The organism is Rubrobacter sp. M3-4 (assembly GCF_059772285.1).
The window spans coordinates 157,890-182,031 of sequence record NZ_JCBAJP010000006.1; the positions used below are offsets into that span (position 1 = coordinate 157,890).

Here is a 24,142-nt window from a genome sequence, read left to right on the forward strand (position 1 = left end):
CGGACGCTGGCGCGCCTGCGCAGGCTGAAAGCCCTCTACGATCCCGACAACGTCTTCCGGGACAACTTCAACCTCGCCCCGGCGGGCACCTCCCACCGGCGGGAAATCCCAAGGAGCACGATATGACGGACTACGGGCACGAACCTCTCTTCGGTGCGTTCATAACACCGGCGGCCGACCCCGCCGACCACGCGGTCGAGCTCGCACAGGCGGCGGAGCGGGCGGGGTTGGATCTGGTGACGTTCCAGGATCATCCATACCAGCCGGCCTTCCTCGATACCTGGACGTTGATCTCCTACGCCGCAGCACGCACCACCAGGATCCACCTCAGCGGCAACGTCCTCAACCTGCCCCTCAGACACCCGGTACTGCTCGCCCGCAGCGCCGCGAGCCTGGACCTGCTGAGCGGAGGTCGCATCGAGCTGGGACTCGGAGCGGGTTCGTTCTGGGATGCCATAGAGGCCATGGGCGGTCCCCGGCGCACGCCGGGGCAGGCGGTCGAGGCGCTGGAGGAGGCCATCGGCATCGTACGCGCGGTCTGGGACACCTCCACGCGCGGCGGGATCTACTTCGAAGGCGAACACTACCGGATAAAGGGCGCCAAGCGCGGCCCGTCTCCCGCGCACCACATCGGGATATGGATCGGGGCCTACGGACCCAGGATGCTGCGGCTCACCGGGCGCGCGGCGGACGGATGGCTCCCCTCGCTGCCCTACCTGAAAGGCGGGTTCTCCGACCTCGAAGAGATGAACGCGCGCATCGACGAAGGTGCAGCCGCGGCTGGACGCGATCCCTCCGAGGTACGCCGGCTGATCAACCTCGCAGGCAGGTTCACGTCCGGCGGAGGCCGCTCTCCCCTCACCGGGCCACCGCGACAGTGGGCCGAAGAGCTGGCACGGCTCACGCTGGATTACGGTATGAGCGGCTTCATCCTGATGGCCGACGACGCCTATTCGATGGAACTCTTCGGCTCCGAAGTGGCCCCGGCCGTACGCGAGATGGTCGCCGCCGGCCGTAAAGGCCGGTAGATGGCGAAGACCGGGGTGGGCCTGCCTGGACTCGAACCAGGGACCTCTTCCTTATCAGAGAAGCGCTCTAACCGGCTGAGCTACAGGCCCGAAGATCGGCGCAACTAATGTACAACACCCCGGCTCACCTGACAAGCCGATTGAAGAGAAGGGGGCCCGGAAGTAAAATCTGCTCGATGTTGGGTGTAAGACCAAGGCTTCGCAGCTTGAGAGGAGCATAGCCAGTGAGCGCCGACGGCTTCACCAGGATGTCCATCTACGGCATAAACATGGACCTTTTCAGCTCCACTCCGATCGTCATCCTCAAGGTCGAGAACGACAACCGCTACCTTCCGATCTGGATCGGGCAGGACATAGCCCGCGCAATCCTCATGAAGCTCCAGAACCAGGAGTTCCCGCGCCCGCTCACCCACGACCTGACGGTCAACCTCGTGAAAGAGCTCGGGGCCCGGATGGAGCGCGTCACGGTCACCAAGCTCGAGGACTCGACCTTCTACGCCACGATCACGCTCGAGATCGACGGTCGGACCGTCGAGGTAGACTCCAGACCGTCGGACGCCATAGCCCTCGCCGTACGCTCGGGGGCCGAGATCTTCGCGGCCGACGAGGTGATAGAGGAGGCGGCTGTGGTCTTCGAGGAGTCGATGGAGGAGACCGCAGAAGAGGAGATCGTGGACAAGTTCAAGGAGTGGGTCGAGCGGGTCTCCCCGGAAGACTTCAGGGAGAAGTAGGCTCGAGGTCTGCGATCCTCTGCACGAGACCGGCCTCCTCCCAGGGCCACTTTCCTTCTCGCTCCGCGCCGCCGAACGGCGGCGCGCTCCGCAACATCGCCCCGAGAGAAGCGGTCGCGAACCTGCCTGCGCAGAGCACCTGCCCCTCGTCCGCGGCGGCGAGATGACGCCGGTGCACCAGATGGCCCTCTTCCTCTCTCAGCCCCCCCACGCTCCACGAGGCGACGGGCACCAGCTCCGGCAGATCCTCCCGCAGGGCTCTGCGCAGGGCCCAGAGCCTTAGCGCGGCGCGCCCCCCAGCGAAGGCGGTGGCGGCTCCGACCGCCGCGAGCAGGTCGTACGTCTCCTCCCCGTCCGCGGGAGCGGCGGGCAGGTCCTCGCGCCCGTCGAAGACGCCGCTCCTCACACGGCTCAGTATCCGCCCGCGATGTGCTTCAACGGCGAGGCATCCGAGGTCCCCGCTCCCGGCGCTCACTACCAGCACGATCTCTCCCCTCTCGATCCCGACTTCTTCGGCCCTTTCGGTGTCGAAGATGTCCCCGACCACCCGGACGTCGACCGCTGCGGGCTCCTCCCAGTCCCGTCCCGCGGCGACGAGAGCGCGCCGGCCCAGTGTGTCAGGGTCCCCTCCAGAACGCCCGAACACCTCGAGATCCTCCTCCTCGATCAACCCCTCCTCGGCGGCGAAGGCGGCCCCCGCCTCGCAGAGCCTCCCCGCGGCGGAGGCGTTCAGCGGCGGCGGGACGACCTCGGAGAGGCGGCGCAGGATCACGGGCACGAGATCCCTGGGCGGCACGTCGAGGCTGTCGGAGCGCACGCCGGTGCGCAGAAGTAGCCCGCAGGAAGGCGCGGAGAAGAGGTCCGGCGCGGCGAAGTGCGCGGCGAGGACCCAGCCGAAACCCTCCCCCGAGTGGACCGCGTAGACGGGGCTCTCGACCCCCTCCAGGGACGCGGCGGGGAGCACCCTCTCGGCCGCCGAATCGTCCGGGGCGTAGAGGACGATCTCGGCCTCCTCCCCGTCCAGCCGCCACTCGAACTCAGAGACCTGCTCGGCCATCTCCCCCTCATCGCGTCCGCGGAGCCTGTCCATGCATCCGAGTGGGCATGATAGCATGCAAGGGGGACGGGATAACGCCCGTTCTTCTCTGCCGATAGTAGAATCTCTTCCCGGACAGCGTTCGGGAAAGGAGGAAAGATGGAGATCTTCGCGGAGCTCTCCGAACACCGCTACGAACAGGTCGTCTTCTGCCACGACAGGCAGACGGGGCTGCGGGCGATCATAGCCATACACGACACGACGCTCGGACCCGCGCTCGGCGGCTGCCGGATGTACCCCTACGCGAGCGAGGACGAGGCGCTGGTAGACGTACTGCGACTAGCCAGGGGGATGACCTACAAGGCCGCCGCGAGCGGCCTCAACCTCGGGGGCGGGAAGTCCGTGATCATCGGTGATCCCCACACCGACAAGTCCGAGGCGCTCTTCCGCTCCTTCGGGCGCTACATCGAGACGCTCGGCGGCCGCTACATCGTCGCAGAGGACGTGGGCACATCGACCGAGGACATGGCGCACATCCGGGTCGAGACCTCGCACGTGGTCGGCGCGGACGTGACCCACGGCGGCTCGGGCGACCCCTCGCCGTTCACCGCGCTCGGCGTGCTGCAGGGGATGCGCGCCTGCGCCGAGGAGGTCTTCGGATCGTCCTCGCTCGAAGGGCTGACGGTCGCCGTGCAGGGCCTCGGGCACGTGGGCTACAACCTCTGCCGGCTGCTGCACGAGGAGGGCGCGAACCTCATCGTCACCGACGTGGAGGACGCGGCCGTGGAGCGTGCGATCTCCGAGTTCTCCGCCAAGCCGGTGGAGCCGGACGAGATCCTCTCGGTCCCCTGCGACATCCTCGCCCCCTGCGCGCTCGGCGCAGTGATCAACGACGAGACGCTCCCACGCCTCCGCTGCCGCATCGTCGCCGGGAGCGCGAACAACGTCCTCCTCGAGCCGCGTCACGGGGAGGAGCTGGCCGGGCGGGGCATCCTCTACGCCCCCGACTACGTCATAAACGCCGGCGGCCTGATAAACGTCGCCGACGAGCTCGAAGGCTACAACCGGGCCCGGGCGACCCAGCGCGTGAAGCGCATCTACGACTCGATGAAGAGCATAATCGCCATCTCCAGGCGCGACGGGGTCCCCACGCACGTGGCCGCCGACACCCTGGCCCTGGAGCGCATCCAGGCGATAAGCTCGATAGAGCGCCTGCACACCGGACACCCCTACGGGGAGAGGCCGCGCCAGCGCGAGGTTCTCTGAGGATTCCCTAGCCGCCGAAGCGCCCCTCGAGCTCCCTCACCTCGGGGAGCCCGATGAACTCGACGAACCCGGAGAACGAGGGGGACTCCCCGGAGAGCGCCCCGGGGGTCCCCCTCTCCCGGATCTCCCGCAGGACCCGCCTCATCTCCCGGGTCGCACCGAGCAGGGTGCTTACGGGGAAGATGACGAGCGAGTAGCCCATCTCCTCCAGGCGTTCCGCGGATACCGGCGGGGTCTTGCCCCCTTCGACCCAGTTGAAGAGCAGCGGCGTCCCGGCGAGCTCCCGTGCGACGGTCTCAGCCTCCTCCTCGCTCTCGACCGCCTCAACGAACAGCACGTCGGCCCCAGCCTCCCGGTAGGCGCGGGTACGTTCAATCGCCCTCCCGAGCCCCTCGACGGCCCGCGCGTCGGTACGCGCGATGATGACGAAGTCCTGATCCTCCCTCGCGTAGATTGCGGCCCGGACTTTCTGTACCATCTCCTCCACCGGGACGACCTGCTTGCCGGAGAGATGCCCGCACTTCTTGGGGAAGACCTGATCCTCGATGTGGATCGCGGCAACGCCTGCGGCCTCGTAGCTTTTGACCGCCCGGATGACGTTCAGCGGGTTCCCGTACCCGGTGTCCGCGTCGGCGATCAGCGGGATGTCCACGGCCTGCGCGATCCTGCGGGCGTTCTCGACCATCTCGCTCATCGTGAGGAGCCCCACGTCCGGCATCCCGCCGAGCGCGGCCGCGCTCCCGAACCCCGTCATGTAGACCGCGGGGAACCCCGCCTCCTCGACGAGCCGGGCGCCGAGCGCGTCGTACACCCCCGGCGCCGCCACCAACCCGCCGCCCTCGAGCAGCTCGCGCAGCCTCCGCCTCCTGTCGTTCCCGCCTCCACGGAGAACGCCCACAGCAAAACCTCCTCTCGAAAGCACTCCCTCCGTTCACGAACCGCGTTTTTCAGAGGTGCAGCGTCTTCTCTTTACCCTCCCAGCGGACCACGAGCTCGAGCGGCGTGCTGGATGAGGCCTCTATCCGCGGCTCCTCCAGGGGCGAGGAGCGGGCCCTGCACAGCAGATCAAGCGTGCCCCGCGCCCCGAACGGGTAGCGCAGTACGCCGTGCTCTTCGAGCAGCCGCACGTCCCAGAGGAGACGACCCGCGGGGGCGTCGGGGTGCAGCCCGAGCACCTGCTCCAGCAGCACCGCCACCGGCCCGATCCCGCTCCAGCCGACGAAGTCGTCGCGGGCCGGGTTTCCAGGCTCCTCGCGCTCCGGGGCGTAGTTCTCCCAGAGGGTCCCGGTGCGCTCGAAGACGCGGGTGACGTTCTCGAGGTGGTTGCGTCCGATCTCGTGCGCGAGATCCCAACGGCCCACCCTCTCGAGCCCGCGCAGCAGCATGTAGTTCGTCGGAGGCCAGACCCCGCCGAGCCAGTACCCGCCGTCCGCGCGGTACTCCGGGTGGTCCGCGGAGAGCGAGGGCACCCGGTGCGGCCTCGAGAACTCTCCCGGGTTCTCCAGGTGTCCGACGAACCGCTCCAGCCTCTCTTCGGGCACCGCCCCGGCCAGAAGCGCCCAGTACGCCCCCACGCTCTTCATCCCGGAGAGCGAACCGTCCGGCAGCGCGTCGTGGTAGAAGGCGCTGCGCTCGTCCCAGAGCCTCTCGTTCGCATAGCGGACGAGGCGCTCCCTCTCGGCCGGCAGATCCGGGGCTTCACGACCGAGGATACGGGCCATCTCCGTCAGGATGCCGGCGGCGAAGGCCTGCTGCAGGCAGGCGTCGGCCCAGACCAGGTGTCCGTGGGTGAAGAGCCGCTCCTCGCGCGTGCCGGCGAAGCGCGGCTGGTTGTCCATCCCGGAGCCGAGCCCCGAGGTCCAGTGGGAGCCGTCGCGCCAGGTGCGGAAGCGCCGCGTCCAGCGGTGGTAGGCGAGCAGGGCCGGGAAGACGCGCGCGAGCCTCTCTGCGTCTCCCGTGTCGCGGTAGTACTCCCACTCGGCCCACGGCAGCACGTTCGGCCCGGTGCTGGTTGGGTCGAAACGTTCGAAGCGGTCCTCGCCGGTGTGGGTGTCGATCTCGCGGCAGATGAACCCGTCGGGGTGCTGTTTCGCGTAGAGGTTGTCCAGGGTGCGCTGGAATCCGAAGGCGCGCCTCCCGTAGCGGCAGAAGAGCACGATGAACGCCGAGTCCCACATGAAGAGGCACTCGTTGAACGCCGTGTCCACGAAGCTCGAGACGAACCCGCTCGCCGGCTCGGGGGTACGCAGGTTGGAGAAGGCGAGCTCCCACGCCCGCCGGTAGCAGGCGAGGATCTCCGCCCTCCCCTCCCAAACGGGTTCGGGCAGGGCGGAGCGCACCTCCTCGAAGGCAGGGACGGGCTCCGGGTCCGGCCCGACCCCGCGGAAGGGATTCTCCTCCACGAGCGGCTCTTCGAGGTGGGTGTCGAAGCGAGGCGTCACCACAGGGATGATCTCACGGGAATGCTCCGGTTGCAAAGGGGCTTAGCCGGTGTTCACGTGCACCTGCGCGTAGAGCCGCCGGAAGGCGAGCGGGTTCATCCCCTCGTAGCGGCGGAAGATCCTGCGGAAGTACCTCGCATCCTTGAAGCCGCACTCGCGGGCGATCTCCTCGACGTTGTGGTCGCTCTCGATGAGCATCCGGCGGGCGTGACGCATCCTTCGCCAGTGGATCGCCTCCGTCATCGTCTGGCCGTAGACGGCCCGGTAGGCCCGGCCTAGATAGTCCGGGTTGTAGCCGAGCTCTCGCGCCACCGTCGAGGTGGAGAGCGCCGGGTCGTGGAAGTGGGTGCGGATGTAGGAATCGGCCCGGCAGGCGAGGAGCGTGGCGTTCCCATCGGTGGTCCGGGTTGATGGACCGGCCCCGGAGACCTCGCAGAGCATCAGCATCAGGAGCAGGGCGGCCCGCACGGAATCCAACCACCGCGACTCCTGGTCGTCGAGGAAGCGCCGGAAGAGCTCCGCGAGGTGGTTCGGACGTCCGACCGTGGCGTGCTGGGGCACCTCCAGCCCTCCATCACCCACTCCCGCCTCGCAGACCTCGAAGTGTATCCAGTAGAAGGAAGAGATCCGGGGGGTAGGGCGCGGCCCCGTAGTGCCGCCTCCCGGGCCAGAGGACGAGCGACTGTCCCGCCCCTACCTCGAAGAGCCGCTCCTCCTCGAATATGGAGAGCGCCCCCTCGCGCACGAAGATGAGCTCGTAAGAGCTAAGCACCCGGTCCGGGTGCACCCCGCGTCCGCGCGAGACGAAGAGCCCCGCGTTCTGCGCCCGCACCGGTAGCCCCGATCCCAGCCTGAGCCTCTGCACCTCTCCCACCAGGTCGTAATCGTACCCTTTTTCTACACTATCCTCACGTTGACCCCGGCCGCCGACGTGAGAAGGTTGGGTGTGCCGGGAAGGGTGGCGCACAGCAGAAACCAACGCCTCGGGCGATCAAAAACGTTCGATCCGCACGTATACTTGGGGCCGAAGAGAGGAGGAGGAGATGAGCGAAGGCAAGAGGGCGGACATCTGCACGGTCGGGGTGGACTTCGGGACCGAATCGGGCCGGGCGGTGGTGGTGCGCACCTCCGACGGGGAGGAGCTGGCGAGCGCGGTCTGCGCCTACCCGCACGGGGTGATGGACCGGGAGCTGCCCGACGGCAGGGAGCTCCCCCCGGAGTGGGCGCTGCAGGACCCGGAGGATTACATCGAGGTACTCAGGCGGGCGGTTCCCGAGGCCGTGCGCGAGAGCGGGGTGGACCCGGCGTCCATCGTCGGAGTCGGGATAGACTTCACCTCCTGCACGATCCTGCCGGTGAAGGAAGATGGTACGCCGCTGTGCACGCTGCCGGAGTGGAGGGACGAGCCTCACGCCTGGGTCAAGCTCTGGAAGCACCACGCCTCCCAGCCGCAGGCGGACGAGGTCAACGAGCTCGCCCGGAAGACCGGCCAGAGCTGGCTCGCCCGCTACGGCGGCAAGATCTCCTCGGAGTGGTTCTTCCCCAAGGTGTTGCAGATCCTGGAGGAGGCCCCGGAGGTCTACCGGGAGGCCGATCGGATCATCGAGGCGGCCGACTGGATCGTCTGGCGGTTGTGCGGGGTCGAGACGCGCAATACCTGCACGGCCGGGTACAAGGCGATCTACCAGGACGGGCGCTTCCCGGACGACGAGTTCTTCGGCGGGTTGCACCCCGGGCTTGCGGGCGTGGTGGACGAGAAGATGAAGCGCGAGCTCTCGCCGCTCGGGTCGCGGGCCGGGGGGCTCACGGCGGAGGCCGCGGGGTGGACCGGGCTCAGGGAGGGCACCGCGGTCGCCGTCGGCAACGTCGACGCCCACGTCTGCGCCCCCGCCGCGGGCGTCGTAGAGCCGGGGAAGATGGTGATCATCGCCGGAACGAGCAACTGCCACCTGGTCCTCGGCGATCGTCTCGCCGAGGTGCCGGGGATGTGCGGGGTGGTCGAGGACGGCATAGTCCCCGGATACTACGGCTACGAGGCCGGGCAGAGCGGGGTCGGGGACATCTTCGGCTGGTTCGTGAGGCACGCCGTCCCGCCCGAGTACCACGAGGCCGCCCGCAGAACAGGGCTCGACCTGCACGGCCATCTCGAGGCCGAGGCTGCAAAGCAAAGGCCCGGCGAGCACGGCCTGCTCGCGCTCGACTGGTGGAACGGCAACCGCTCGGTGCTCGTCGACGCCGGGTTGAGCGGCGTGCTGGTCGGGGCGACGCTCGCCACCCGGGCCCCGGACATCTACCGGGCGCTCATCGAGTCCACCGCCTACGGGACGCGCAAGATCATCGAGACCTTCAAGCAGAGCGGGGTGGCGGTGGACGGGCTGGTCATCGCCGGCGGTCTGATGAAGAACCGGCTCCTGATGCAGATCTACGCCGACGTGACCGGCTACCCGCTCGACGTCATCGCGAGCGAGCAGGGACCGGCGCTCGGGAGCGCGATGCACGCTGCCGTCGCCGCCGGGGTCTACAGGGACATCGCCGAGGCCTCGCGGCACATGAGCCGGGTGCACGAGGACGTCTACCGGCCCATCGAGGAGAACCGGCGCGTCTACGACGCGCTCTACCGGGAGTACGAGACGCTGCACGACTACTTCGGGCGCGGCGAGAACGACGTCATGAAGCGCCTCAAGAAGATCCAGCGCGAGAGCAAGGGAGGAGAGCGTGAGGCTCAGAGCACTGCGTGAGGAGGTCGCCAGGCTCCACCAGGAGCTCCCCAGAAACGGCCTCGTCGCCTGGACGAGCGGCAACCTGAGCGGGCGCGACCCGGACTCCGGGCTCATCGTCATAAAGCCGAGCGGCCTCAGGTACGAGGAGCTCACCCCGGAGTCGATGGTCGTCGTCGACGAGGAGGCGAACGTGGTCGAGGGACACTACAACCCCTCGTCGGACACCGCCTCCCACTGCTACATCTACCGCGAGATGCCCGATGTCGGCGGGGTGGTGCACACCCACAGTCCCTACGCGACCGCCTGGGCCGCCGTCGGGAGGGAGATCCCCTGCTTCCTGACCGCGATGGCCGACGAGTTCGGGGGGCCCATCCCCTGCGGCGGCTTCGCCCCGATCGGTGGCGAGGAGATAGGCCGCGAGGTCGTCCGGACGCTGAGGGGACAGGAGTCCCCCGCGGTCGTGATGCAGAACCACGGGGTCTTCGCCGTCGGAAAGAGCCCGCTGGAGGCGATAAAGGCAGCCGTCATGTGCGAGGACGTGGCCCGGACGAGCTTCCTCGCTGTTCAGCTCGGCGAGCCCATCCCCCTCTCCGAGGAGGACATCGCGAGGCTGCACGAACGCTACACCACACAGTACGGCCAGAAGAAGAGTTAGACGGAGGTGAACGAGGTGACATCCAGACCCAGGATAGGGCTGCTCGGGATCATGCAGGCCCTCTACGACGAGATGCTCCCGGGCATAACCGAGCGGCAAGCGAACTACGCGCAGGAGGTCGCCTCGCACCTCTCGGGGGCGGCGGATGTGCGCTTCCCGAAACCCGCCCGCTCGCGCGAGGACATCGAGGAGATAGTAGAGCTCTTCGAGCAGGAGAAGCTCGACGGGATCATGATAGTCATGCTCACCTACGGCCCCGCGATGCGCGCGACCCGCGCCCTGGCGAACACGCGCCTGCCGGTGATGCTCGCCAACATCCAGCCCGAGCCGCACGTGACGGCGGAGTGGGACATGGGCGACATGACCTACAACCAGGGGGTGCACGGGGCGCAGGACACGGCGAACGCGCTCGTCAGGGCCGGGGTCCCCTTCCGGGTGGCGAGCGGCGACTGGCGCTCGCCGGAGTTCGGGCGGGCCTTCGAGGAGTGGGCGCGGGCCGCGGCTGCGGTCACCGCCTGGCGGCGCCTGAAGGTCGCCATCTTCGGCTACGCGATGAACGGGATGGGCGACATCCGCGTCGACGAGACGACGATGCTGAGGGAGCTCGGGCCGGAGATAAACTTCCTCGCCACCGGCGACATCCACCGCGCGATGCAGCGGGTTTCGGCGGAGGAGGTGAAATCCGCCCTGCGCGCGGAGGAAGAGCGCTTCGAGATCGACGAGAACCTCACCCCCGAAGAGCGCGAGGACTCGGCCCGGATGCAGCTCGCGATAAAGAGCATCCTCGACTCCGGCGGCTTCGGCGCCTACTCGACGCACTTCGATGCGATCGGGGAGGATGGCCGCTTCTCGCGGCTGCCGCTCGCCGCCGCGTCGAACCTGATGGCCGAGGGCTACGGCTACGGGGCCGAGGGGGACGCGTGCAGCGCGGCGCTCGTCTCCGCCGGGCACGTCTTGGCCGACGTCGCCCACTTCACCGAGATGTACGCGCTCGACTACGAGCGGGACGCGATCCTGATGAGCCACATGGGCGAGGGGAACTGGCGCATCGCGAGAGACGACGAGAAACCCCGCCTCATCCACCGGGAGCTCGGGATCGGCCGCCTCGGCCCGCCCCCGACGGTCCTCTTCCGCATCCAGCCCGGCCCCGCGACCATCGCCTCGCTCGCCCCGATCTCCGGCGGGCGCTTCCGCCTCGTCGTCTCTGAGGGCGAGGTCATAGACAGCGAGGTCCTCCCCAACCTGGAGATGCCCTACGGCTTCTTCCAGCCAAAGACCGGCGCGAGGGCGTGCCTCGACGGCTGGCTCGCCGCCGGGGGCACCCACCACGAGGTGATGACCCCCGGCCACCACGCCTCCCTCTGGCGCACCTTCGCCGAACTCCTCGGGATCGAATACCGCGAGGTTTAGAAAAGAAGAATCCCTCTCTCTCTGCGGCCGGTGCGCATCATCTGCGCACCGGCCCCGTACCTTTACCGCCCCACACAAACATCTCCCGGCCCAAAAACCGCCCTCACCAGATGTCTCTTCTCCGAGTCGGAATAGTTTCCTTTTTCTACGAAATCGACACGTTGCCCCTTGTGCCCGGCCATGCAAAGCTGTGACGGGCAGAGAATTCAGGGAAAACGGGCAGCGGGTGTTTATGCTGGAAATTCGGTCAGAGACTACGACGAATCGGATGGCATTGTAATCTGGCGGGACTCGAGAGGAGGAGATCTTGGTAACGTGAAGGTGGGCACCCTGATCTTCATCATCGCCTGGGGTGAGTTCCTCTACGCGATAAGCTTCCTCACCAACCCGGAGGCCTACCCCATAAGCGCGGTGATAAGCCAGCAGGTCTCCGCCTACGGCATAGACTGGCCCGGGCTGATGGCCCTGGCGACCGTTACCTCGATCCCGGTGCTCGTGCTCTTCGCCGCCACCCAGCGAAGGCTCGCCGAGGGGCTCTCGCTGGGGTCCGTGAAGTAGCGGAGCCACTTTCCGGGCACCGTTCGAACATATAACAGAGCTGGCAAGAGAAAATTCCTGGATCGGAGAACCAGATTGGACCACTCCAGATACGATCTCTCTTTCACGGTGGACGTCTCCGGCAGCCCACACGCCCGCCTCGACCCCGTACCGCTCGGGGACGTGCGTCTCTCGGACGAATTCTGGGAACCACGCCGCGAGATCAACCGCAAGGTGACGCTGCGGGAGCAGTATGAGCACCTGGAGAGCTCCGGCACGCTGGACAACTTCCGGCGGGCATCGGGCAGGATCGAGGCCCCCTTCCGCGGGATGTACTTCGCCGACTCCGACGTGTACAAGTGGCTCGAGGCAGCCTCCTGGACGCTGACCGCGAACCCAGATCCGGAACTCGGGGAGATGGTCGAGCGCGCGATCGACGAGGTAGAGGCGGCCCAGGAGCCCGACGGCTACATAAACACCTACTTCACCTTCGAACGAAAACGGGAGCGCTTCACCAACCTGAGGGACCTGCACGAGCTCTACTGCGGGGGGCACCTGATCCAGGCGGCCATAGCCCACCACCGCGCGACCGGAAGCGAACGCCTCCTCGATGTGGCTCGCCGCTTCGCAGACCTCGTCTGCAAGACCTTCGGCCCGAAGAGCGAGGGCAAACTCGAGACCGCCGACGGACACGAGGAGATCGAGATGGCCCTCGTCGAGCTGTTCAGAGAGACGGGCGAGCACAGATACCTCGACCAGGCCCGCTTCTTTCTCGACGTCCGGGGCCGCGGCAGGATCAGCGGCAGGGAATACCATCAGGACCACCTGCCCTTTCGCGAGCAACAGGAGATCACCGGCCACGCCGTCCGCGCCACCTACCTGAACGCAGGAGCAGCCGACGTCTACGCCGAGACCGGCGACGAAGACATCCTCCATGCTCTTGAGCGCTTGTGGCATAACATGGTAACGAAGCGTATGTACGTGAGCGGCGGGATCGGCTCGCGCTACGAGGGGGAGGCGTTCGGGAAGGACTACGAGCTTCCGAACGAGAGGGCCTACGCGGAGAGCTGCGCGGCGATAGGCAGCGTGATGTGGAGCTGGCGGATGCTGCAGATCACGGGCGAAGCGCGCTACGCGGACCTGATCGAACACAACTTATACAACGCCGTGTTGCCGGGCGTCTCGCTCGACGGCCGGCGCTACTTCTACCAGAACCCGCTCGCCGACGACGGCACGCACCGCCGGCAGGAGTGGTTCGGGTGCGCCTGCTGCCCGCCGAACATCGCCAGGACGCTCGCCGCGCTGCCCGGCTATTTCTACAGCACCTCGGAGGGGACCGTATGGGTGCACCTCTACGCCGAAGGCGAGGCGAACCTCCAGGGCCCGAAGGTCCGTCTCAGGCAGCGCACCGGCTACCCGTGGGACGGGGATGTCGAGGTCGAGGTGGTCTCCGGCGAGGGTGAGTTCTCGCTCATGCTGCGCGTGCCGGCGTGGTGCGAAGAAGCGCGCATAGAGGTGAACGGAGCTGAAGCAGACATCCCGGCGAAGCCCGGCTCCTACGCCGTGATACAACGCCGCTGGCGTCCCGGCGACACCGTGAGGATGCACCTGCCGATGCCCGTGCGCCTCCTCGAGAGCCACCCCTACGTCCTCGAGAACACAGGGAGGGTCGCGGTCATGCGCGGTCCCATCCTCTACTGCGCTGAAGGTGCGGACAACCCGGACGCGGCAGACCTCCGCGACGTCGTCCTCACACCAGACGCGGGCTTCTCCGTCGGGCCCCACCCAGAACTCGCCGGGATGCCGGCGCTGCACGCCCCAGCCAGCATCGAATCCCTCGACCCCGGCTGGCGGGGGAGCCTCTACCGCACCCGAAGACTCCCCACGCCCAACAGACGCCCCTCCAGGCTCACCCTCGTCCCCTACCTCGCCTGGGCCAACCGCTCCCCCGGTCCCATGCAACTCTGGCTCCGCTCCGGCTGACCCCAGCCCCGGGCGTTGACAAATCCCACCCCTTGATTTATTTTCCACTTTGATAACTTTTATAATCGACAAAACATATAAAACCACGAGAGGAGCGTGAGGTGATGCAGGCCCGGGTCAGGGATCTAGAGGAGCGGAGGCGGGCGCGCAAGGCAGCGGTGATAGACACCGACGTACACGAGATGCTGGTTTCGGAGCGGGATCTGGTACCGTATCTGGCGGAGCCCTGGAGGAGCAGGGTGGCTGCGGTTGACGGGTGGAAGGAGTCAGCCTTCCCCTACTCCTATCCGCAGGTGGCCGGGGTGGCGATGGCTGATGCGGTGATGGCCGATGGGAGGCCTGCGGGTTCGGATCTGGGGGTGATGAGGCGCCAGCTTCTCGATCCGTATGTGGTGGAGCGGGCGATACTGGTCAGCTCGTTCCATCCTACCAACATGAAGGTGCAGCCGGAGTTCGCCGGGGCGCTCGCCTCGGCTTACAACGACTGGCTGATAGAGAACTGGCTGGACAAGGACCGGAGGCTGCTCGGGTCGGTGACGGTCGCGGCGCAGGACCCGCAGGGTGCCGCGCGCGAGATAGACCGGGTGGGGTCGGACCGGAGGTTCGTGCAGGTCATTCTGCCGGCGGTGCCACACCATCATTTCGGCCGGTCCTTCTACCATCCGATCTTCAAGGCCGCCGAGCGCAACGGCCTCGCCGTGGCGTTCCACCAGTCCAACGCCACGGAGACCGCGATAGGGTTGCCCACGTATTACATCGAGTGGCACACGGCCATCTCTCAGACCTGGCAGTCACAGCTCATCGGGCTCATCGCCCACGGCGTCTTCGACCGCTTCGAAGAGCTCAGGGTCGCCATGATCGAGTCGAGCTGGACCTGGGTTCCGCACCTCATGTGGAGGTTCGACCACAACTACCGTTCGCTCCGGCGGGAGGTTCCCTGGGTGAAGAGGATGCCTTCAGAATACATCCGGGAAAGGGTGCGTTTCTCGACGCAGCCGATGGAGTACCCGGAAGATCCCGAAGATCTGTGGCGGATGTTCGAGATGATCGGCTCCGAAGACTTCCTGATGTTTTCCAGCGACTACCCGCACTGGGACTTCGACTCGCCCTATCATGTCCTGCCTGGAAGCTTCCCGAAGGAGATCCGGCGCAGGATCCTCTACGACAACGCGAAGGAGTTCTATGGACTATAGAAGCGTGGAGGCGCCGCGCAGGCGGCGTTACGTTCTCTGCGCGAGGGAAGAGCTCGCACCCGGTGAGATGAGACGCTTCAGGGCCGGCAGCCGCAGCGTCACCCTCGCCCGCCTCGACGACGGCTCCTATCGCGCCGTCTCGAGCACCTGCCCGCACGAGGCCGCAGACCTCTCCAAGGGCAGGGTCGAACGGATGTGGACCGCGAGCCGCACCGGGGAGCACGTAAGCTCGAAGCGGTGCGTAATCGTATGTCCCTGGCACAACTTCGAGTTCGACCTGGCCAGCGGCCTCTCTCCGTGCGAGCCTCACCGCCGGGACATGCGCCTCAGGGTCTATCCGGTGGCGCTAGAGGGCGAGGAGGTGGTCGTATATGTTTAGCAGGACCCGCGAGGAGAACGAACCCGGCACGTCGTTCTCCGGGATCGCGAAATCTCTTCCGGAGGAATCCTTCGTCGACCACCGGCCGCTGCTGAGGCGCCTCGGCGACGACCCCACCGGTGATCTCTCGCTCAACGCCGAGACCCGGTGGGAGGCGATGGCCGAGAGCCCTTATACCACCCCGAATGATCTGTTCTTCGTGCGCAACCACGCCCCCACCCCGCGTATAGACCCCCTCGGGTGGACCCTCGTCGTGGAGGGCCCCGGAGTCGAACGCACGCTGCGGCTCGGCTACGGCGACCTGCTGCGCCTGCCCCAGACGACCATCGTCCGGGCCCTGGAATGTGCGGGCAACGCTCGAGTCTTCTTCGCCGAAGAACAGGGCAGGGAGGCGCCGGGTACGCAGTGGCGTCTCGGGGCCATCGGGGTCGCGGAGTGGCGGGGCGTGGCCCTGAGGGAGGTGATGGAGCGAGCCGGGCTCAGGAGCGGGGCGTGCGAGGTGATGCTCGAAGGGCTAGACGCGGTGAGAATGCGCCGCCCGATACCGATCGGGAAGGCGCTGGAAGAGGACACCATACTGGCCTACGCGATGAACGGAGACCCCCTGCCCGCGGATCACGGGTTCCCGCTGCGCGCGGTGGTCCCGGGATGGGCCGCGGTGGCGAGCGTGAAGTGGCTCGGGCGCATCTTCGTCTCTCTGCAGCCCCTCTTCTCGCCGTGGAACACCTCACGATACGTCCTCACCGGAGGACACTATGGCAGAGGAAGGATCCCGGTCACCTCCCAGGTGACCAAGAGCGCCCTGGAGCTCCCCTGGCCCGCCGTGCTCCCGCGCGGCCGGCGCACCATCACCGGCAGGGCCTGGTCGCCGGGAGAGCGGGTCGCGAAGGTCGAGTACTCGATAGACGGCAAAAGCTGGCAGCAGGCCGCCCTGTACGGCCCGAACGTCGAAGGGGCGTGGGCCCGGTTCAGGATCCCGTGGGAAGCCACACCCGGCCGACACGAGATCCGGGTACGCACTACCGGCGAGAGCGGCCGGACGCAGCCGGAGACGGTTCCCTTCAACGAGCAGGGCTATCTGTACGGTGCCGTCGTCTCCCACCCGGTGGAAGTGCTGTGATGATCAGACCCTTCCTCTCCTACATGATCTGCGCAACCCCCCGGAGCGGCAGCACGCTGCTGTGCGAGGCGCTCACCTCCACCGGCATCGCCGGTCGGCCGGCGGAGCACTTTACTCTACCTACATTCCCACGACACCGGTCGCTGGGTGAGTCCCTACGGGCACCCGGTGAGAACCCCCAACATCCAGCGCCTCGCGGAGGAGGGCGTCATCTTCCGCAACGCGTTCTGCGCCGCCCCGACCTGCTCGGGCAGCCGGGCGTGCCTGCTCACCGGTCAGTACGCCCACTCGAACGGGATGGTCGGGCTCGCCCACCGTGGCTTCTCCCTGAAGGACTACAGCCAGCACATCGTCCACACCCTGCGCCGGCGCGGCTACTGGTCCGCCCTTATCGGGGAGCAGCACATATCCAAGAGGCCGGACATAATAGGCTACGACGAGGTATTCAAGATCCCTACAACCCGCACCGACGACGTGGTGCCGGTCACCCTGAGGCTCCTCCGCCAGGATCACGGAAGGCCCTTCTTCCTCTCGGTCGGCTTCTTCGAAACCCACCGTGAGTTCTTCAACCCCTCCTCACCGAAGGAGGCAAACTACGTCCTGCCCCCGCCGAACCTGCCCGATACCCCGGAGACCCGCCTGGACACGGCCTCCTTCTACGAGAGCATAAGCTCGCTCGACCGCGGGGTGGGGGCGGTGCTCGATGCACTCGACGAGACCGGTCTCGCCGAAAACACGCTCGTCATCTGCACGACGGACCACGGCATCCCTTTCCCCGGCGCAAAGGCGACCCTCTACGACCAGGGTCTCGGCGTGATGCTGATCCTGCGCGGTCCGGGCGGTTTCACCGGTGGTCGGGCCATAGACGCCCTCGTCTCGCACATAGACGTCTACCCGACCATCTGCGACCTGGCAGGCATCGACCACCCAACGTTCCTGCAGGGTGAATCCCTCCTGCCCCTGGTACACCGAGAGGTGAGAGAGATCCGCAAAGCCATCTTCGCCGAGAAGACCTACCACGTCGCCTACGAGCCCGAACGCTGCGTCCGAACCCACCGCTGGAAATACATCCGGCGCTTCGACCCGACCCATCCCACCCCCGTCCTCGCCAACATAGACGACAGCCCCAGCAAAGACCTCCTCCTCGCACACGGCCTCGCGGAGACCCTGATACCCGAAGAGCGCCTCTACGACCTGCTCTACGACCCGAACGAATCGAACAACCTCGCCCAAGTACCCTCCTGTCAGGATGTCCTCGAAGAGATGCGCTCCCGCCTGGATTCCTGGATGAGAAAGACGAACGACCCACTGCTCGAAGGCCCCATCCCCGCTCCCCCTGGCGCCGAACTGAACACCCCCGACCAGATCTCTCCCAAAGAACCAACGATTACCGCCTGACCCCCACCAGAAAGTCCTTGACAGCCTTCCTCCCAGAAGCCATACTTTCATGCATTGTTAAGTAAATTAACAGAAAAAGGAGGCAAAGTTGAGAAAAGTCGGGGTTCTGGTGCTGGTGGCTGTGCTTCTGGCCGCCGCCGCGATCGTGCTCTCGGGGTGCGGGGGGAGTGCTTCCGGATCTGCGAGGAGCGGCGGGGGCGGGAGCGGGAGCGGGAAGGTGACGCTAAACGTGGTCGGGTACTCCACCCTGGAACAGGTATACGACAAGCTGATCCCGGCGTTCCAGAAGACGGAGGTGGGCAAGGGGGTCGACTTCCACACCTCTTATGGTGCCTCCGGGGATCAGAGCCGGGCGGTGGCGGCGGGACAGCCGGCGGACGTGGTCGAGTTCTCGCTGGCGCCGGACATGGAGAGGCTGGTGCAATCCGGCACCGTGAGTCCGGACTGGGACAAAAACCGCTACCATGGGATTGTCACCGACTCGGTGGTCGTGCTGGTGGTCAGGAAGGGCAATCCCAAGCACATCCACGGTTGGGACGACCTGGTCAAACCCGGCGTAAAGGTGATAACCCCGAACCCGTTCTCTTCGGGCAGCGCGCGGTGGAACGTGATGGCCGCCTATGGAGCGCAGCTCAAGGAGGGCAAGAGTCCCGCGGAGGCGGAGGCCTACCTCAAGAAGCTCTTCTCGCACGTACCGGTCGAACCCGCGAGCGGCAGGGAGGCGCTGCAGACGTTCACGGGGGGCGAGGGGGACGTTCTGATCAGCTACGAGAACGAAGCCATACTCGCCCAGCACGAAGGCGAGGACGTGCAGTACATCATCCCGAAGCAGACGATACTCATACAGAACCCGATCGCCGTCACCAAGGACAGCAAGCACAAGAAGCAGGCCGAGGCGTTCGTCAGGTTCCTCTACAGCCCGGAAGGGCAGAAAATCTTCGCCAGGGAGGGATATCGCCCCGTGGACAAGAACGTGCTCGCACGGTTCAAGGACGAGTACCCAAAGCCTGAGGGCCTCTTCACGATAAACGACCTCGGACTCGGCGGCTGGGACAAAGTCCAGAAGAAGTTCTTCGACCCGAACAGCGGCATCTTCGCGAAGATCAGCCGCCAGCTCGGGAAGCCGACCCAATGAGCGTGTTGCAGGACAAAGGCGTGGCCGCTCCCCCGCGCGGCCACGCCGCCCGCGGAACCGTCGTGATCTACCTGAGTCTGATCGTCCTGATCCCGCTCGCGGCGGTGGTGTGGAGGGCGACCGGGGAGGGAGTCTCGGGGTTCGTGCGGGCCGTCACCAACCCCGAGGCCGTCGCCGCGCTGCGGCTGACGTTCGAGGTCTCGCTCGTGGTCGTGGCCCTGAACGTTGTGAGCGGAACGCTCATAGCCTGGGTTCTGGTGCGAGACCGTTTCCGGGGAATGGGGGTGGTCAACGCGCTAATAGATCTGCCCTTCGCGCTGCCGACGATAGTCGCCGGGCTCACGCTGCTCGCCCTCTACGGGCCGAAGAGCCCGCTCGGGATCAACGTCGCGTACACCAGGGCTGCGATAATCATGGCGTTGCTCTTCGTCACGCTCCCGTTCGTCGTGCGTTCCGTGCAGCCGGTCCTGGCCGAGCTCGACCGCGAGGTCGAGGAGGCCGCGGCCTCGCTCGGGGCCGGGCCGCTCCAGAGCTTCCGGCGCGTCATCCTGCCGAACCTCCTGCCTGCCATCCTCTCCGGCGCGGCGCTCGGCTTCGCGCGAGCGATAGGAGAGTTCGGATCGGTCGTCATCATCACAGGGAACATCCCCTACAAGACGGAGGTCGCCTCCGTCTACATCTACGGTCAGATACAGTCCGACAACCCCTCGGGGGCGGCCGCGGTCTCGGTCACGCTGCTCGCGCTCTCGCTTTTGGTTCTCCTCGGGATGAGGCTCATCGGACGCTGGGGGGCCCGGCATGATCTCTAGGCTCGCGCTGCGCGCGGTCGCGCTCGGGTATCTGGCTCTGCTGCTCGTCTTCCCGGTGGCGATGGTCTTCCGGAAGGCCTTCGAGGAGGGGGCGGGCACGGCCTGGCGGGCCGTGACGAATCCGGCGGCGCTGCACGCCCTGTGGCTCACCCTGCTGGCCACCGCGATCGCGGTGGTCGTGAACACCCTCTTCGGCATCCTGTGCGCCATCGTGCTGGTGCGGCACCGGTTCCCGGGCAGGGGGTTGCTCAACGCGATCCTGGATCTGCCGCTCGCGATCTCACCGGTCGTCGTCGGACTCGCGCTCTACACGCTCTACGGGCAGGGTTCACCCGTCGGCGACTGGCTTTTGGCGCACGGGATCAAGATCATCTTCTCCGTACCCGGGATCGTGCTCGCCACGATCTTCATCTCCCTGCCCTTCGTCGTACGCGAGGTGATGCCCGTACTGCAGGAGATAGGGACCGAGCAGGAGCAGGCGGCGGCCACCCTCGGAGCCTCGCCCACGCAGACGTTTTTGCTGGTGACGCTGCCCGCCATCCGCCAGGGCGTAGCCTACGGCGTGGTCCTGACCACCGCCCGGGCCATCGGCGAGTTCGGGGCGGTGAGCGTGGTATCGGGGAGGATCTCCGGCCTCACCGAGACGATGACCGTCTACGTCCAGGACCGCTTCCAGAACTTCGACCTCGCGGGGGCGTACGCCGCCTCGGTGGTGCTCGCCCTGATCGCGGTGGCGACGCTGCTCCTCACGAACGCCTTCAAGCCAGAGGAGGAGAGATGAGCATCGAAACGAGGGGTGTTGCCAAGCGCTTCGGGGAGTTCGTCGCCCTCGAAGGCGTCTCGATCGAGGCCCCATCCGGCTCCCTCACCGCGCTGCTCGGGCCCAGCGGGAGCGGCAAGTCAACCCTCCTCAGGGTGATCGCCGGGCTCGAGGAACCGGACGAGGGCCGGGTCTTCATCAACGGTGAGGACAAGACCGCTCTGCCGCCCCAGAGACGCGGGGTGGGCTTCGTCTTCCAGCACTACGCGGCGTTCAAGCACATGACCGTCTTCGACAACGTGGCTTTCGGGATGAAGATAAGGCGCCTCCCCAGGAAGGTCATCCGCGAAAGGGTGCAGGAGCTCCTGGAGCTCGTCCAGCTCGAGGGGTTCGCCGGACGCTACCCCTCCCAGCTCTCGGGCGGTCAGCGTCAGCGCATGGCCCTCGCCCGCGCGCTGGCCATAGACCCGGAGGTCCTGCTCCTCGACGAACCCTTCGGGGCACTCGACGCCCGGGTACGCCAGGAGCTCAGGGCGTGGCTCCGGAAGCTGCACGAGGGGATGAACGTCACCACCATCCTGGTGACCCACGATCAGGAGGAGGCCATGGAGGTGGCAGACCGGATCGTGGTGATGAACCACGGCCGGGTGGAGCAGACCGGCAGTCCCCGCGAGCTCTACGAGCATCCCCACAACGAGTTCGTTATGGGGTTTATCGGCCCCGTCAACCGGCTCGGGGACACCTTCGTACGCCCGCACGACATAGAACTGCTGTCCTCCCCGGAGACCGGGACCACCGGTGCACGCGTGGACCATCTGGTCTATCTGGGCTTCGAGGTGCGTGCAGAGCTCACCCTCGAAGATGGGCGGAACAACATCTGGGCCCAGCTCACCCGCGGTGAGGCCGAAGACCTCGGGCTGGCCCCCGGAAAGGAGGTGTACGCCCGCATGAACTCCGCGAGAACCTTCGGCGAGAATGAGCAGCATAAGCCGTGAGGGAGGACGGGAAGAAAAGCCGGAGGAGAGAACTCGCGAAGGACGTGGCCCTCTATCTGCTCCTGCTCGCGCTGGCCTTCTCCGCCGCGGCCGGTCGTGAATCGCTCTTCCTCTGTGTCGTGGCGGCGGGCTGGCTCTCCCTCCCGCTACTCGTCGGCAGGGACACCGTGCTCGACGCGGGGCTCTTGTTCATGCTCGTCGCGCTCGGCACCTTCCTCTCGGCTGCACTCGCCCGGCTCGTGCTCGCGGGGAGCTAGAGCACCTCGCTCTCGGGAGTGTAGCCCTCCAGCCGACGCTTCACCGCGTTCAAAAACCGCAGCGCAGCCCCTCCGTCGAGGATGCGGTGGTCGAAGGAGACCTCCAGGTTCATGATGCTCCGGATCGCGATCGCATCTCCCACCACCACCGGGCGCTTCACGATCGCCTCGGCGGAGAGGATCGCCGCCTGCGGGTGGTTGATGATCGGGGTGGAGACCACCGAACCCAGCGCGCCCGGGTTGTTGACCGTGAACGTCCCGCCGGAGACGTCCTCGGGGGAGAGCCGCCGCTCGCGCGCCCGTCTGACCAGGTCGTCTATCCTGCGGGCGAGCCCGACGATGCCGTAGTCGTCCGCGTCCCGGATCACGGGCACGATCAGGGCGTCCTCCAGGTCCACCGCGATCCCGACGTTTATCCGCCGTCTCAGCACGATCCTCTCCTCATCCCAGACGGAGTTGAGGATCGGATGCTCCTTGAGGCTCTCGACGGCGGCCCTGACGATGAACGGCAGGTAGGTGAGCCTCACCCCCTCCCGCCGGGCGAAGTCTTCCTTGATCCGCTCGCGCAGCGCCACCAGCCCCGTGACGTCCGCCTCGACCATCGTCCAGGCGTGCGGGGCCTCGCGCTTGCTCAGGCTCATGCGGTTCGCGATCGCCCGCCGGACGCTGTCGAGCTCGACGACGCGGTCTCCTTCGTGGACTTCGACCCGCGCGCGGGCCGGCTCCGGCGTGGGGGCGGGCCCGCGCGCGGCCTCCCGCTCGCGCACGTAGGCCTCGATGTCCTTCCTGGTGACCCTGCCGCCGATGCCAGTACCCCGGATCTCGGAGATGTCTATCCCGTGCTCGGCGGCGATCCTGCGCACCACCGGCGAGGAGCGCCTGAGCCGCAGCTCCCCGGCGTCCGGCACCCCTCCGCGTCCGTTCCCGCCGGATGCGCCGGGCCTCCTGACGCGTTGCGCGACGGCCGGCTGGGCCACGGTTCCGGCGGCCGGGAACTCCTCCGTCGGCCCCTCCGAGCGCATGTCTTCCCGCGGCGGGCCTTCGGACTCACCCTCGACGGCGACGAGCGCGATCTCGGTGCCCACCTCGACGGTCTCGCCCTCGGAGACGAGAAGCTTCTCTATCCTGCCGGCGATCGGGGAGGGCAGCTCGCTGGAGACCTTGTCGGTGTCCACCTCGCAGAGGGGCTCGTCCTTCTCGATCTCCTCCCCCTCGGACTTGAGCCAGCGGGCTATCGTCCCTTCGGTCACGCTCTCCCCGAGCTGGGGCATGGTAACTGGTTTCGCCAACTCTCCCCCTCCCTAGTAGCGGGCCAGCTCGAGCATGGCCGACTCTATCCGCGCGGCATCGGGCACGAAGGCGTCCATCATCGGCCGCGCGAAGGCGGCGGCGGGTATGTCCGGCGCCCCGAGGCGCATCACCGGCGCGTCCAGCCACTCGAAAGCCTCGCGCGCCACGAGCGCGGCCATCTCCGCCGTCACCGAGCCGGTGATGTTGGCCTCGGAGATCGCGAGGAACTTCCCGGTCTTGCGCGCCGAGGCCAGGATCGTCTCCCTGTCCAGCGGGTAGAGGGTCAGGGGCTCCACGACCTCGGCCTCGATGCCGTGCTCCTCGGAGAGCTTCTTCGCGACCTCGAGCGCGGTGTGGAGCACCAGCCCGTAGGCGACGACGGTGATGTCCTCACCCTCCCGGTGTATCTTCGCCTCCCCGATCGGGACGGTGTAGTCCCCCTCGGGAACGTCCTCCTTGAGGAGCCGGTAACAGCGCTTGTGCTCGAAGAAAAGCACGGGGTTGGGGTCCCGGATCGCACTCTTCAAAAGCCCCTTGGCCTCCTTCGGGAAGGTCGGGGCGACGACCTTGAGACCGGGGGTGTTACAGAAGTACGCCTCCACGGACTGGGAGTGGTAGAGCGCCCCGCCGGGTACCACGCCGTAGGGAGCGCGGATCGTGATCGGCACGTTCCACGCCCCGTTGGAGCGGTAGTAGAAGCGGGCGGCCTCGGAGACGATCTGATCGAAGGCCGGCGGGATGAAGTCCGCGAACTGTATCTCGGCGACCGGCCGCATCCCGTTGACCGAGAGCCCTATCGCAGATCCGACGATGAGGCTCTCGGCAAGCGGGGTGTCGAGCGCCCTGTCGGGGCCGAACTCCTCCTGCAGTCCCTCGGTAACCCGGAAGACCCCACCGGCCCTCCCCACGTCCTCGCCCAGGATCAGGACGGTCTCGTCGGCGCGCATCTCCTCCTCGAGGGCGTCGTGGATGGCCTGCAGCAGGTTCCTGACGGCCATC

The 24,142-nt window shown here is 67.0% G+C and carries 25 protein-coding genes, 1 tRNA gene and 1 pseudogene; 19 read left to right on the forward strand and 8 right to left on the reverse strand.

Annotated features, from left to right (window positions below; translation table 11 throughout):
• The first annotated feature begins 24 nt into the window (after positions 1-24).
• On the forward strand, positions 25-126 hold the full coding sequence (locus AC6EKW_RS09010) for a hypothetical protein (protein ID WP_498514249.1): 102 nt from the start codon (positions 25-27) through the stop codon (positions 124-126).
• Positions 123-1,028 (forward strand): LLM class flavin-dependent oxidoreductase, encoded by a 906-nt coding sequence (locus tag AC6EKW_RS09015; protein ID WP_498514217.1) that lies wholly within the window; start codon positions 123-125, stop codon positions 1,026-1,028. Before AC6EKW_RS09010 ends, AC6EKW_RS09015 begins: the two co-directional genes overlap by 4 nt.
• A 16-nt stretch (positions 1,029-1,044) precedes the next feature.
• On the opposite strand, the gene AC6EKW_RS09020 is transcribed toward AC6EKW_RS09015, so the two are convergent.
• Positions 1,045-1,118, reverse strand: a tRNA-Ile gene (locus tag AC6EKW_RS09020).
• A gap of 134 nt (positions 1,119-1,252) precedes the next feature.
• On the opposite strand from AC6EKW_RS09020, the gene AC6EKW_RS09025 reads away from it, so the two are divergent.
• Complete coding sequence (locus AC6EKW_RS09025) at positions 1,253-1,759, forward strand: bifunctional nuclease family protein (protein WP_273886738.1); 507 nt, start codon at positions 1,253-1,255, stop codon at positions 1,757-1,759.
• On the opposite strand, the gene AC6EKW_RS09030 is transcribed toward AC6EKW_RS09025, so the two are convergent.
• Positions 1,746-2,849, reverse strand: a complete 1,104-nt coding sequence (locus tag AC6EKW_RS09030; protein ID WP_498514218.1) for a hypothetical protein — start codon at positions 2,847-2,849, stop codon at positions 1,746-1,748. The genes AC6EKW_RS09025 and AC6EKW_RS09030 overlap by 14 nt on opposite strands.
• A gap of 105 nt (positions 2,850-2,954) precedes the next feature.
• On the opposite strand from AC6EKW_RS09030, the gene AC6EKW_RS09035 reads away from it, so the two are divergent.
• Positions 2,955-4,061: a Glu/Leu/Phe/Val family dehydrogenase gene (locus AC6EKW_RS09035; RefSeq protein ID WP_498514219.1), complete on the forward strand. Its 1,107-nt coding sequence runs from the start codon at positions 2,955-2,957 to the stop codon at positions 4,059-4,061.
• A 7-nt stretch (positions 4,062-4,068) separates the two neighbouring features.
• On the opposite strand, the gene AC6EKW_RS09040 is transcribed toward AC6EKW_RS09035, so the two are convergent.
• The 4 genes from AC6EKW_RS09040 to AC6EKW_RS09055 are packed head-to-tail and all read right to left on the reverse strand — an operon-like array spanning position 4,069 to position 7,367.
• On the reverse strand, positions 4,069-4,959 hold the full coding sequence (locus AC6EKW_RS09040; protein ID WP_498514220.1) for an isocitrate lyase/PEP mutase family protein: 891 nt from the start codon (positions 4,957-4,959) through the stop codon (positions 4,069-4,071).
• Between the two features lie 49 nt (positions 4,960-5,008).
• Positions 5,009-6,505 (reverse strand): MGH1-like glycoside hydrolase domain-containing protein, encoded by a 1,497-nt coding sequence (locus AC6EKW_RS09045; RefSeq protein ID WP_498514221.1) that lies wholly within the window; start codon positions 6,503-6,505, stop codon positions 5,009-5,011.
• Positions 6,506-6,544: 39 nt separating this feature from the next.
• Positions 6,545-7,084 (reverse strand): helix-turn-helix transcriptional regulator, encoded by a 540-nt coding sequence (locus AC6EKW_RS09050; RefSeq protein ID WP_498514222.1) that lies wholly within the window; start codon positions 7,082-7,084, stop codon positions 6,545-6,547.
• On the reverse strand, positions 7,077-7,367 hold the full coding sequence (locus AC6EKW_RS09055; RefSeq protein WP_498514223.1) for a hypothetical protein: 291 nt from the start codon (positions 7,365-7,367) through the stop codon (positions 7,077-7,079). The genes AC6EKW_RS09050 and AC6EKW_RS09055 overlap by 8 nt, the downstream gene beginning before the upstream one ends.
• Before the next feature lie 178 nt (positions 7,368-7,545).
• Between AC6EKW_RS09055 and araB the strand changes: the two genes are divergently transcribed.
• From araB to AC6EKW_RS09130, 15 genes and pseudogenes are all read left to right on the forward strand, one after another.
• A complete protein-coding gene (araB, locus tag AC6EKW_RS09060; RefSeq protein WP_498514224.1) occupies positions 7,546-9,240 on the forward strand; it encodes a ribulokinase in 1,695 nt (564 codons plus the stop codon).
• Entirely contained in the window at positions 9,218-9,877 is a 660-nt protein-coding gene (locus tag AC6EKW_RS09065; protein ID WP_498514225.1) for an L-ribulose-5-phosphate 4-epimerase, read from the forward strand. The genes araB and AC6EKW_RS09065 overlap by 23 nt, the downstream gene beginning before the upstream one ends.
• A gap of 51 nt (positions 9,878-9,928) precedes the next feature.
• On the forward strand, positions 9,929-11,287 hold the full coding sequence (locus AC6EKW_RS09070) for an L-fucose/L-arabinose isomerase family protein (protein WP_498514250.1): 1,359 nt from the start codon (positions 9,929-9,931) through the stop codon (positions 11,285-11,287).
• Between the two features lie 315 nt (positions 11,288-11,602).
• Positions 11,603-11,845, forward strand: a complete 243-nt coding sequence (locus AC6EKW_RS09075) for an ABC transporter permease family protein (protein ID WP_273886729.1) — start codon at positions 11,603-11,605, stop codon at positions 11,843-11,845.
• Between the two features lie 75 nt (positions 11,846-11,920).
• Positions 11,921-13,807 carry a glycoside hydrolase family 127 protein gene (locus AC6EKW_RS09080; RefSeq protein ID WP_498514226.1) on the forward strand — a complete coding sequence of 629 codons (1,887 nt, stop codon included), beginning with the start codon at positions 11,921-11,923 and terminating at the stop codon, positions 13,805-13,807.
• A gap of 104 nt (positions 13,808-13,911) precedes the next feature.
• The gene (locus tag AC6EKW_RS09085; protein WP_498514251.1) at positions 13,912-15,000 is read left to right on the forward strand and encodes an amidohydrolase family protein; all 1,089 of its coding nucleotides are present in this window, start codon (positions 13,912-13,914) and stop codon (positions 14,998-15,000) included.
• Entirely contained in the window at positions 14,990-15,379 is a 390-nt protein-coding gene (locus tag AC6EKW_RS09090; RefSeq protein WP_273844034.1) for a Rieske (2Fe-2S) protein, read from the forward strand. The genes AC6EKW_RS09085 and AC6EKW_RS09090 overlap by 11 nt, the downstream gene beginning before the upstream one ends.
• On the forward strand, positions 15,372-16,499 hold the full coding sequence (locus tag AC6EKW_RS09095) for a sulfite oxidase (protein WP_498514227.1): 1,128 nt from the start codon (positions 15,372-15,374) through the stop codon (positions 16,497-16,499). Before AC6EKW_RS09090 ends, AC6EKW_RS09095 begins: the two co-directional genes overlap by 8 nt.
• A gap of 23 nt (positions 16,500-16,522) precedes the next feature.
• Positions 16,523-16,573: pseudogene (locus AC6EKW_RS09100) on the forward strand (Stf0 family sulfotransferase); the annotation flags it as partial.
• A gap of 73 nt (positions 16,574-16,646) precedes the next feature.
• Entirely contained in the window at positions 16,647-17,897 is a 1,251-nt protein-coding gene (locus tag AC6EKW_RS09105) for a sulfatase family protein (protein ID WP_498514228.1), read from the forward strand.
• 88 nt (positions 17,898-17,985) lie between these two features.
• Positions 17,986-19,032 (forward strand): sulfate ABC transporter substrate-binding protein, encoded by a 1,047-nt coding sequence (locus tag AC6EKW_RS09110; protein WP_498514229.1) that lies wholly within the window; start codon positions 17,986-17,988, stop codon positions 19,030-19,032.
• Positions 19,029-19,841, forward strand: a complete 813-nt coding sequence (gene cysT, locus AC6EKW_RS09115) for a sulfate ABC transporter permease subunit CysT (RefSeq protein ID WP_498514230.1) — start codon at positions 19,029-19,031, stop codon at positions 19,839-19,841. Before AC6EKW_RS09110 ends, cysT begins: the two co-directional genes overlap by 4 nt.
• Positions 19,831-20,622 carry a sulfate ABC transporter permease gene (locus AC6EKW_RS09120; RefSeq protein WP_273844022.1) on the forward strand — a complete coding sequence of 264 codons (792 nt, stop codon included), beginning with the start codon at positions 19,831-19,833 and terminating at the stop codon, positions 20,620-20,622. The genes cysT and AC6EKW_RS09120 overlap by 11 nt, the downstream gene beginning before the upstream one ends.
• On the forward strand, positions 20,619-21,596 hold the full coding sequence (locus tag AC6EKW_RS09125) for a sulfate/molybdate ABC transporter ATP-binding protein (protein WP_498514231.1): 978 nt from the start codon (positions 20,619-20,621) through the stop codon (positions 21,594-21,596). Before AC6EKW_RS09120 ends, AC6EKW_RS09125 begins: the two co-directional genes overlap by 4 nt.
• Positions 21,593-21,853 (forward strand): hypothetical protein, encoded by a 261-nt coding sequence (locus tag AC6EKW_RS09130; protein ID WP_273844018.1) that lies wholly within the window; start codon positions 21,593-21,595, stop codon positions 21,851-21,853. Before AC6EKW_RS09125 ends, AC6EKW_RS09130 begins: the two co-directional genes overlap by 4 nt.
• On the opposite strand, the gene AC6EKW_RS09135 is transcribed toward AC6EKW_RS09130, so the two are convergent.
• Entirely contained in the window at positions 21,850-23,142 is a 1,293-nt protein-coding gene (locus AC6EKW_RS09135) for a dihydrolipoamide acetyltransferase family protein (protein WP_498514232.1), read from the reverse strand. The genes AC6EKW_RS09130 and AC6EKW_RS09135 overlap by 4 nt on opposite strands.
• Positions 23,143-23,154: 12 nt before the next feature.
• Entirely contained in the window at positions 23,155-24,141 is a 987-nt protein-coding gene (locus tag AC6EKW_RS09140) for an alpha-ketoacid dehydrogenase subunit beta (RefSeq protein ID WP_498514233.1), read from the reverse strand.
• Position 24,142 lies beyond the last annotated feature (1 nt).

Bases quoted from the DNA above. Each gene is read 5' to 3' on its own strand.
- araB (WP_498514224.1), top strand. From the start codon at position 7,546: ATGAGCGAAGGCAAGAGGGCGGACATCTGCACGGTCGGGGTGGACTTC.
- AC6EKW_RS09015 (WP_498514217.1), top strand. From the start codon at position 123: ATGACGGACTACGGGCACGAACCTCTCTTCGGTGCGTTCATAACACCG.
- AC6EKW_RS09095 (WP_498514227.1), top strand. From the start codon at position 15,372: ATGTTTAGCAGGACCCGCGAGGAGAACGAACCCGGCACGTCGTTCTCC.
- AC6EKW_RS09140 (WP_498514233.1), bottom strand. From the start codon at position 24,141: ATGGCCGTCAGGAACCTGCTGCAGGCCATCCACGACGCCCTCGAGGAG.
- AC6EKW_RS09090 (WP_273844034.1), top strand. From the start codon at position 14,990: ATGGACTATAGAAGCGTGGAGGCGCCGCGCAGGCGGCGTTACGTTCTC.
- AC6EKW_RS09030 (WP_498514218.1), bottom strand. From the start codon at position 2,849: ATGGACAGGCTCCGCGGACGCGATGAGGGGGAGATGGCCGAGCAGGTC.
- AC6EKW_RS09120 (WP_273844022.1), top strand. From the start codon at position 19,831: ATGATCTCTAGGCTCGCGCTGCGCGCGGTCGCGCTCGGGTATCTGGCT.
- AC6EKW_RS09035 (WP_498514219.1), top strand. From the start codon at position 2,955: ATGGAGATCTTCGCGGAGCTCTCCGAACACCGCTACGAACAGGTCGTC.
- cysT (WP_498514230.1), top strand. From the start codon at position 19,029: ATGAGCGTGTTGCAGGACAAAGGCGTGGCCGCTCCCCCGCGCGGCCAC.
- AC6EKW_RS09125 (WP_498514231.1), top strand. From the start codon at position 20,619: ATGAGCATCGAAACGAGGGGTGTTGCCAAGCGCTTCGGGGAGTTCGTC.
- AC6EKW_RS09070 (WP_498514250.1), top strand. From the start codon at position 9,929: ATGCAGGCCCTCTACGACGAGATGCTCCCGGGCATAACCGAGCGGCAA.
- AC6EKW_RS09085 (WP_498514251.1), top strand. From the start codon at position 13,912: ATGCAGGCCCGGGTCAGGGATCTAGAGGAGCGGAGGCGGGCGCGCAAG.